A 7,586-nucleotide genomic window follows, 5' to 3' on the forward strand; every position below is an offset into this window, starting at 1 on the left:
CTCCACTACAAAGCCATGGTCACCATCGCCTGCCTACGACTCTGGCTGCCATGACTTTGCGGACACGACCTAGGGCCTGTCGTTTGGATCAGGCCGGGCTCGCGGGGCGTCGCGGAAGCCCCGGCCGGATGGGGGGTGTGCCGGTCGGGGCTTCCGCATGTGGGGGATGGAGGTCGGTGGTCAGCCGAGCTTCGCGAACGCCTTCTGGAACGCGTCCGCCTCCTGCTCGATCGAACTGCACGTCGGCTGCGCCGAGTCGACGGCCCCGCCCTCGCAGGCCTTGTCGCGGGTCGCCGACCACATGGACAGGCCGCCGAGGCCCTTCTCCTTCGCGAAGGAGACGAGCTGCGTGGCGTCCTCGACCTTGAAGACCTCGGTCGAGACGTCGTTGACGCCGATCATCGGGGTGAGCGCCACGGCCTTCCAGGCGTCCGCGTCCGACAGGCCGAGCGCCGACTTGACCTGCGCCTGCGTGGCGGTCGCCGCCTGCTCGGCGTAATCGCCCATGTCGCCGCTGTACGAGGCCCCGTAGTCCATCGCCATGATGTTGACGAGGTCGGGCGAGGCGCCGTTGTCCTTGGCGTTCGTCAGGAAGTTCACGCCGTCCTGGGTGAGGCCCTCGGGCATCACCGGGAGCGTCACCGAGACGTTCAGGTCGGGGTTGTCCTTCTGGAGCGTCGCGATCGCCTCGGCGCGCTTGGTGTTGGCCGCCGTGTCGGGCAGCGCGCCGCCCTCGATGTCGAAGTCGACCTTGGTGAGGTCGAACTGGTCGATGACCTTCTGGTACGCCGCCGCCAGGTCGGAGGCCGAGGAGCAGGCCTGCGCCAGCTCGGTGCCGCTCGCGCCGCCGAAGGAGACCCGGACGTCACCGCCGGCCGCCCTCAAGTCGCCTATCTGCGAGGCGACTTGGTCACCGTCGAGGTCGGTGACGCCGCCCCACTTCGGCGCGCAGTCGCCGCCGGAGGTGATGAAGGCGAGGTTGTACTCCTTCACGCCGGTGGCCTTGGCGGAGGCGGCCAGGTCGAACGCCGGGGTGAGGGAAGTGTCGACGTAGGGGGCGAAGCCGGCGGCCTCCACCGGCGCCGCGGACGCCCCGAAGGAGAAGAGGAACGCGCCACCACCCACGACGGCGGCGGCCACGACGCCGCCCATCGCCTTCTTCTTGCCGCTGAACCTGCGCCGGTGCGTGTTGCTGCTCATCGCATGCCTGCCTTAGCTGTACGTGGGGGGTTGGGGGGTACGTGGCAGCACGCTAACGATCGCGAACCCGTCAATTCGGGCAAGTGGGCCGGGCGTTGAGGATCTTAGGGTTGGCTTAAGTGAGGGATCGGGACCGGTTAAAGGTCGAGACCAATCCCCTGCGTTCCCGGCCGCGCCGCCCGTGCCCGCGGCGCCCCGCGACGGGCCGGTGCCCCTCCAGTTGCAGCCAGATCCGCACCTCGGTGCCGCCGAGCACGGACGAGCCGATGCGCACATCGCCGCCGGTGGACTCGGCGACCCGGCGCACGATGTCCAGACCGAGCCCGGTCGAACCGACCTCGACCCCCTCCGTGCCGCGGGCCAGCGCGGCCTCCGGGTCGGCGATCCCGGGGCCCGCGTCGGAGACGAGCACGATCACGGCGCCCTCCGCCCGGTGCACGTCGACCGCGAACGCGGTGCCCTCCGGCGTGTGCCGGAACACGTTGCCGAGCAGCGCGTCCAGGGCCGCCGCCAGCTCGCCGCGGACGACGGGGATGCGGACGGGGCGGTCGACCCCGGCGACCCGCACCTTGCGCCCCTCGTCCTCGGCGAGCGCCGACCAGAAGTCCATCCGCTCGCGGATCACCTCGGCGGCGTCACAGCCCGCGCCGGGCCCGGCGGCGGCGGTCTGCGGCTTGGCGTCCCTGGCCGTCCGGATGATGGTGTCGACCTCGTGCTCCAGCTGCTCGACGGCGGCCCGGGTCTGCTCGGCGGCGGGCCCGTCCCCGAGGGAAGCGGCATTGAGCCGCAGCACGGTCAGCGGAGTCCGCAGCCGATGCGACAGATCGGCCGCCAACTCCCTCTCATTGGCGAGCAGTTGCACCACCTGATCGGCCATCGAGTTGAACGCGACGGCGGCGAGCCGCAGCTCGGTGGGCCCGTCCTCGGGCACCCGCGCGCCCAGCCGCCCCTCCCCCAGCTCGTGCGCGGCACCCACGAGCCGCTGCGCCGGTTGCACCATCCGCCCGCCGAGCCGGTCCGCGACCGCCACGGAGCCGATGATCAACGCGATCCCGACGCCGCCGAGCACGACCCACGCGGTCGTCACGCCGTTGGTGACCTCGTCCTCGGGCACGTACACCTCGACGACCGCGATCTTGCCGGTGCTCACCGCGATGGGCTGGAGCCACACGGAGCCCCCCGGCACGTCGACGACAGCGGCCTGCCGGATGTCGAGCCGTTCGGGCCCGACCCGCTGCTCACCGAGCCGTATCTCCTGATGCCCGCCACCGGCCGGGACGTACACCGACATCCGGTCCTCGCCGCCGGTCTGCGCGGTGGCGAGGGCGCGGTCGAGCTGGTCGCGGTCGGTGGTGATGGAGAGGGTGGGGCCGATGGCGGCGGCGGTCCGCTCGGCGTTCGAGAAGGCCCGGTCCCGCGCCATCTCCTTGATCACGAGGCCGAGCGGGACGGCGAAGGCGACCACGACCATCGTCGTGACGGCGAGGCACACCTTCACCAGGGCCCACCTCATGCCGGCGGCTCCAGCTTCACGCCGACGCCGCGCAGGGTGTGCAGATACCGCGGCCGGGCCGCGGTCTCCCCCAACTTCCTTCGCAACCACGACAAATGCACATCAATGGTCTGATCGTCCCCGTACGACTGCTGCCACACCTCGGCGAGCAGCTCCTTGCGCGCGACGACCACACCGGGCCGCCCGGCGAGAAAGGTCAGCAGATCGAACTCGCGCCGCGTCAGATCCAACGGCGTCCCGTCGAGCTCCGCCTGCCGCCGCAACGGATCGATCGCGAGCCCGCCGACCCGGATCACCCGCGAGGGCGGCTCGGCGCCCGTGTTCCCCCGCGAGCGGCGCAGCACGGCGGCCATCCGGGCGGACAGGTGCTCTGGCGAGAACGGCTTGGTCAGATAGTCGTCGGCGCCGTCGTTGAGCAGCCGCACGATCTCGGCCTCGTCGTCCCGGGCCGTGGCGATGATCACGGGTACGTCGGTGATCCCGCGCAGCATCTTCAGGGCCTCGGCCCCGTCGAGATCGGGCAGACCGAGATCCAGGATCACCACGTCGAACCGGAGATGGGCGACCTCGCGCAGCGCCTCCAGGGCCGTGCCGACGCTGCGCACGGTGTGCGCGGCGTCGGTCAGGTGCCGGATGAGGGCTGAGCGTACGAACTGGTCGTCCTCGACCACGAGCACACTTGCCATGGGACGGCACCGTACGCCATCCGGCGGTTTCCGGGTCTCTTTCGGGTGGTCGCGGGCCTCGCGGGACAGCCGGGGCGGGTGTGGTGCAGTATGGCCCGCGATGCACGAGAGCCCCGGAACCCCGCGCAGCCCGCACCCCGCCCGACGGCGGTTGGTGCACGGGGTGGCGTGGCTGCTCGCGACCGGGGCGGCGGTGACGCTGTCGTGGTGGGGCGTGCACACGGTGATGGCGGGCACGGTTTACGACCCGCCGCACGCGCTCCCCGTCGCGGCGACCCAGGACGAGCCGCACGCGGAGCCGCCGGTCGCCTCCTCGACCCACCGCCCGGAACCGTCCACGTCGACCCGCACCCCTTCGTCCGCCCCGAGCCGCACGTCACACTCCCCGAAGCCCACGCCCACCCCGCGCACGACGTCACCGGCCCCGCCGTCCTCCGGCTCCGTCAAGAGCTACGCGACGGCCGGCGGCCGCGCGGTCTTCGACCTCCGCAAGACCTCGGCCACCCTCGTCTCGGCGACACCCGCCGCGGGCTGGTCGGTCCAGGTCTGGAAACAGCCGACATGGATCCGCGTCGAATTCACCTCACCCGACAAAAAGGTCTCGGCCTTCTGCACATGGCACGACCACGAACCAACGGTCGAAATCGCCAACTACTGACCCACTCAAGCCCCTGCGGCCGGTCGGGCAATTCCCCCCTGCGGACGGGTGGGCAATTCCCCCTGCGGCCGATCGGGCATTTCCCCCCTGCGGCCGGGTGGACATTTCAAGCCCCCGCGGGCGGGTGGGCAAATCAAGCCCCGCCGGCGATTGAGGCGCGGGGTCCGGGGCAGAGCCCCGAGACGTAGGCAACGACTACCGAAACACGGACGGCGGCGGCGCCGGAGACGCCTTGGCCGAACCATCCCCCACCGCAACCGCCCCACCCGCAAAATCCAAAAGCGCCTTACCGTGCTCAACCCGCCCCGGATGCGAATCCCCCGCGGCCCGCCGGGTCAGCTCACCCACATCCAACACCCCCGCGGACGCGACAAGCACCGCGTTCCCGAACCGCTTCCCCCTCAGCACCGTCGGATCCGCGACAAGCGCAAGCTCGGGAAAGACCCCCGCCGCCGTGGCGATCTGCCCCCGCAGATACGCGAGCGGCGGCCCGTCCGCGATGTTCGCCACATACGTCCCGGAGGGCCTCAGCACACGCCGCACCTCGGTCAGGAACTCCGTACTGGTGAGATGCGCGGGCGTACGCGCCCCGCTGAACACGTCGGCGACGAGCACATCGGCCCAGTCGTCGGGCAGCTTGGCCAGCGCCTCACGGGCGTCGGCGGTCCGCACCCGAATCCGCTGCGCCGGATCCAACGGCAGTGCCCCACGCACCAGTTGGACCAGCGCCCCGTCCCGCTCGACGACCTGCTGCGTGGACCGCGGCCGGGTCGCGGCGACGTAGCGCGCCAGCGTGAACGCCCCACCGCCGAGATGCACGGCCTGCACCGGCCGCCCCCGCTCGGCGGCCAGATCGATGACGTGCCCGATCCGCCGCTGGTACTCGAACGACAGGTACGACGGGTCGTCGAGGTCCACGTGCGACTGCGGCGCCCCGTCCACGAGCAGCGTCCAGCCGGCCGGCCGGTCCCGGTCGGGCACCAGCTCGGCGAGCCCACCGTCGACCTCCTGGACCACGGCCTCCCGCCCCGCGCGCCCGCGCGCCTGCTTCCCTCGTGACCTTGCCATTCGGCCATTATCGACGGGTCCGTCGCACCCGGGCCACTCCGGACCCGAGCCCCGGCACGAACGGACTCGACGACAGTTGTCCGCCGCCTCGACCACACGACCGCCGTACCACCAGCACCCTCCGGCGCCCGCGGCCGACCGGCCCCTCCGGCCGGGGGTCCGGGGGTTACCCCCGGGCAGACACAGCCCTCGTGACCTTGCCATTCAGCCACAATCGACGGCCTCACCAGGGCCGGGCCACTCCGGGATCCCGGCCCCCCGGCACGTACGGGATCAGCGGCAGCTGTCCGCCGCATCGATCATGCGGGCCGCCTCGTCGAGCGCGGCCCGCAGCACCTCGGGGTCGGTGACCAGATCCGCGGGCCGGTCCCCGGGGTCCGGCGGCAGCAGCCAGCCCGTGCCCTCGACCGGCGGCTCGGGCCGCACCCCGACGACGAGGCCGCGCCCCTGCGTCTGCGTGCAGTCGCTTCCGGGCAGGTCCCAGCCGTCGGCGGTGCCGGGCGGGACGAGGAAGCCGAGGGTGTCGCCGCCCCCGTCGTGCAGCACGGGGCCAACCGTTTCCGTACAGCCGCGGCGCAGGATGTCGACCGCCTCGAGGCCCTGTCGGGACGGCACCGTGACGAGGTCGCAGTCGCCGGGCGGCGGTCCGCTGCACTCCTCGCTCGGTCGATGCCGCACCGTCGTGGGGGTGGTGGGCAGTGACAGCATGGGCTGGGACGCGTTCAACACGTCGGCCCCTCCTCGCTCGTGGGGTTTCGCCGCATGGTTCAACGCGCATGCGCCGTCAACAGCTACGGCGGCACGCCGCCGCAAAGGATGGCAGTTCATGGCGGATCGTGGGTGAGATATCCGGTTTGTAGCCAAACCCAGCGTGTCGGGGCCGTGACAGCCGGTACCTTCGAGCCTCGCCGGAACAAGGAAGTTGCGGCAGCCCTCCCCTTGGGGTCCGGGCACTCCCAACTTCCCTGCCGTCCGGCACGGTTCGCACGGGAGGACCCGCTCATGACGTCGTCGCCGATCGCCCCGGACACCTCGACGCCGCAGTCTCCACGGCCGAACCTCGCCTTCCGAGAGCTGCGCGGTCAGCGCTCGCCGGGCGAGTTCGCGGCCGCGGTGCGGCGCGCGGCCCGGGAGATCGGTGAGCGGGTGAGCTGCGACGCGCGCTACATCGGACGCGTGGAGGCAGGCGAGATCCGCTGCCCCAACTACGCGTACGAGCGGGTGTTCCTGCACATGTTCCCGGGCCGGACCCTCGCGGACCTGGGGTTCGCGCCCCGCTCCGCGGTACGCGGCCGGGGCGCTCGCCCCACCGCTGCCAGCGCCGACGCGCAGTACCCGTGCCACGCAGATACCAAGGAGAGCGACGTGCGACGTCGCGCATTCATGACCGGCATGACCGGCTCGACGGCCACCGTGGCCGTCGCCGCCCTGTCCCCCTTCGGCGTCCCCGCGCTGCCCGCGGACCTCGACCGGCATCCGGCGCGGGCCGGAGTCGGCGCCGTCGAGGAGGCGATCCGGCGGATCCGGCTGCTCGACGACCGGCACGGCGCCGACGGACTGTACCGGCGGGCCTCGGCCCCGCTGCGTACGGCCTTCGAGCTGCTCGACGCGGGCACGGGCCGGCGCGAGGTCACCGAGCGTCTCCAGGCGGGCGCGGGCGAACTGGCCATCTCGGTGGGCTGGTTGGCGCACGACTCCGGCCGCTTCGACGACGCGCGCTCGCACTACGCGGAGGCGCTCGCGACGGCGCGGATGGCGGGCGACGAGGCGCTGGAGGCGCACGCGTTCTGCAACACGGCGTTCCTGGCGCGCGACGCGGGGCGCCCCCGCGAGGCGGTGCGTGCCGCCCAGGCGGCGACCCGTGTGGCGTCCCGGCTCGGCTCCCCCCGCCTGCTCTCGCTCCTCGCGCTGCGGGAGGCGGGCGGCTGGGCGGGGCTCGGCGACCAGCCGTCCTGCGAACGCTCCCTCGCCCGCGCGCAGGCGCTGTTCGCGCGGGGGCTCTCGGACCCGGACCCGGAGTGGATGTCGTTCTACGGCGAGGCCGAGCTGGAGGGGCTCGAAGCGCAGTGCTGGTCGGCGCTGGGCGACTGGGACCGCGCGTCCCTGCACGCGCGCCGCGCGGCGACCCTCCAGGACCCGCACTTCACCCGCAACATGGCTCTCTACACGGCCGAGTTGGCCGACGACCTGGCGCGCGCGGGCCAACCCGACGAGTCGGCCTCCGCAGGGCTGCGCGCCCTCAACCTCCTCCAGGACGTCCGCTCCTCGCGGATCGAGGGCATGCTGGCCACGACGGCGCGCGTCCTGCTGCCGCACCGCCGGGCCGCCGGCGTCTCGGCGTTCCTGGACGCCCACGCCCAGTCACGCCACTAGGGCTTGTCGTTTGGATCAGGCCGGATCAGGGAGCGGGGCCTGGTGCGTGCGATCGCAAGGCGGAGGAGGGAGGCGACGCGGAGCGTCG

General features: G+C 72.6%; 6 protein-coding genes and 1 pseudogene. 2 read left to right on the top strand and 5 right to left on the bottom strand.

Features of this window, described 5'->3' with window-relative positions; all coding sequences use genetic code 11:
* Nucleotides 1–180 precede the first annotated feature (180 nt).
* The 3 genes and pseudogenes from ACIA8D_RS41545 to ACIA8D_RS41555 all read right to left on the bottom strand — a co-directional run.
* A pseudogene (locus ACIA8D_RS41545) lies at nucleotides 181–1,071 on the bottom strand (chitinase); the annotation flags it as partial.
* A 244-nt stretch (nucleotides 1,072–1,315) separates the two neighbouring features.
* Nucleotides 1,316–2,713 (bottom strand): sensor histidine kinase, encoded by a 1,398-nt coding sequence (locus ACIA8D_RS41550; protein ID WP_399240693.1) that lies wholly within the window; start codon nucleotides 2,711–2,713, stop codon nucleotides 1,316–1,318.
* Nucleotides 2,710–3,399: a response regulator transcription factor gene (locus ACIA8D_RS41555; RefSeq protein ID WP_399240695.1), complete on the bottom strand. Its 690-nt coding sequence runs from the start codon at nucleotides 3,397–3,399 to the stop codon at nucleotides 2,710–2,712. The genes ACIA8D_RS41550 and ACIA8D_RS41555 overlap by 4 nt, the downstream gene beginning before the upstream one ends.
* A gap of 100 nt (nucleotides 3,400–3,499) precedes the next feature.
* On the opposite strand from ACIA8D_RS41555, the gene ACIA8D_RS41560 reads away from it, so the two are divergent.
* Nucleotides 3,500–4,057 carry a hypothetical protein gene (locus tag ACIA8D_RS41560; protein WP_399240697.1) on the top strand — a complete coding sequence of 186 codons (558 nt, stop codon included), beginning with the start codon at nucleotides 3,500–3,502 and terminating at the stop codon, nucleotides 4,055–4,057.
* A 195-nt stretch (nucleotides 4,058–4,252) separates the two neighbouring features.
* On the opposite strand, the gene ACIA8D_RS41565 is transcribed toward ACIA8D_RS41560, so the two are convergent.
* Together ACIA8D_RS41565 and ACIA8D_RS41570 are read right to left on the bottom strand one after the other, a co-directional pair.
* Entirely contained in the window at nucleotides 4,253–5,125 is an 873-nt protein-coding gene (locus ACIA8D_RS41565) for a spermidine synthase (protein WP_399240699.1), read from the bottom strand.
* A 273-nt stretch (nucleotides 5,126–5,398) separates the two neighbouring features.
* On the bottom strand, nucleotides 5,399–5,833 hold the full coding sequence (locus ACIA8D_RS41570; protein ID WP_399240703.1) for a hypothetical protein: 435 nt from the start codon (nucleotides 5,831–5,833) through the stop codon (nucleotides 5,399–5,401).
* Nucleotides 5,834–6,127: 294 nt separating this feature from the next.
* Between ACIA8D_RS41570 and ACIA8D_RS41575 the strand changes: the two genes are divergently transcribed.
* Complete coding sequence (locus ACIA8D_RS41575) at nucleotides 6,128–7,498, top strand: tetratricopeptide repeat protein (protein WP_399240701.1); 1,371 nt, start codon at nucleotides 6,128–6,130, stop codon at nucleotides 7,496–7,498.
* The last annotated feature ends 88 nt before the right edge of the window (nucleotides 7,499–7,586 follow it).

This window comes from Streptomyces sp. NPDC051684, assembly GCF_044453445.1.
Taxonomy (GTDB): domain Bacteria; phylum Actinomycetota; class Actinomycetes; order Streptomycetales; family Streptomycetaceae; genus Streptomyces.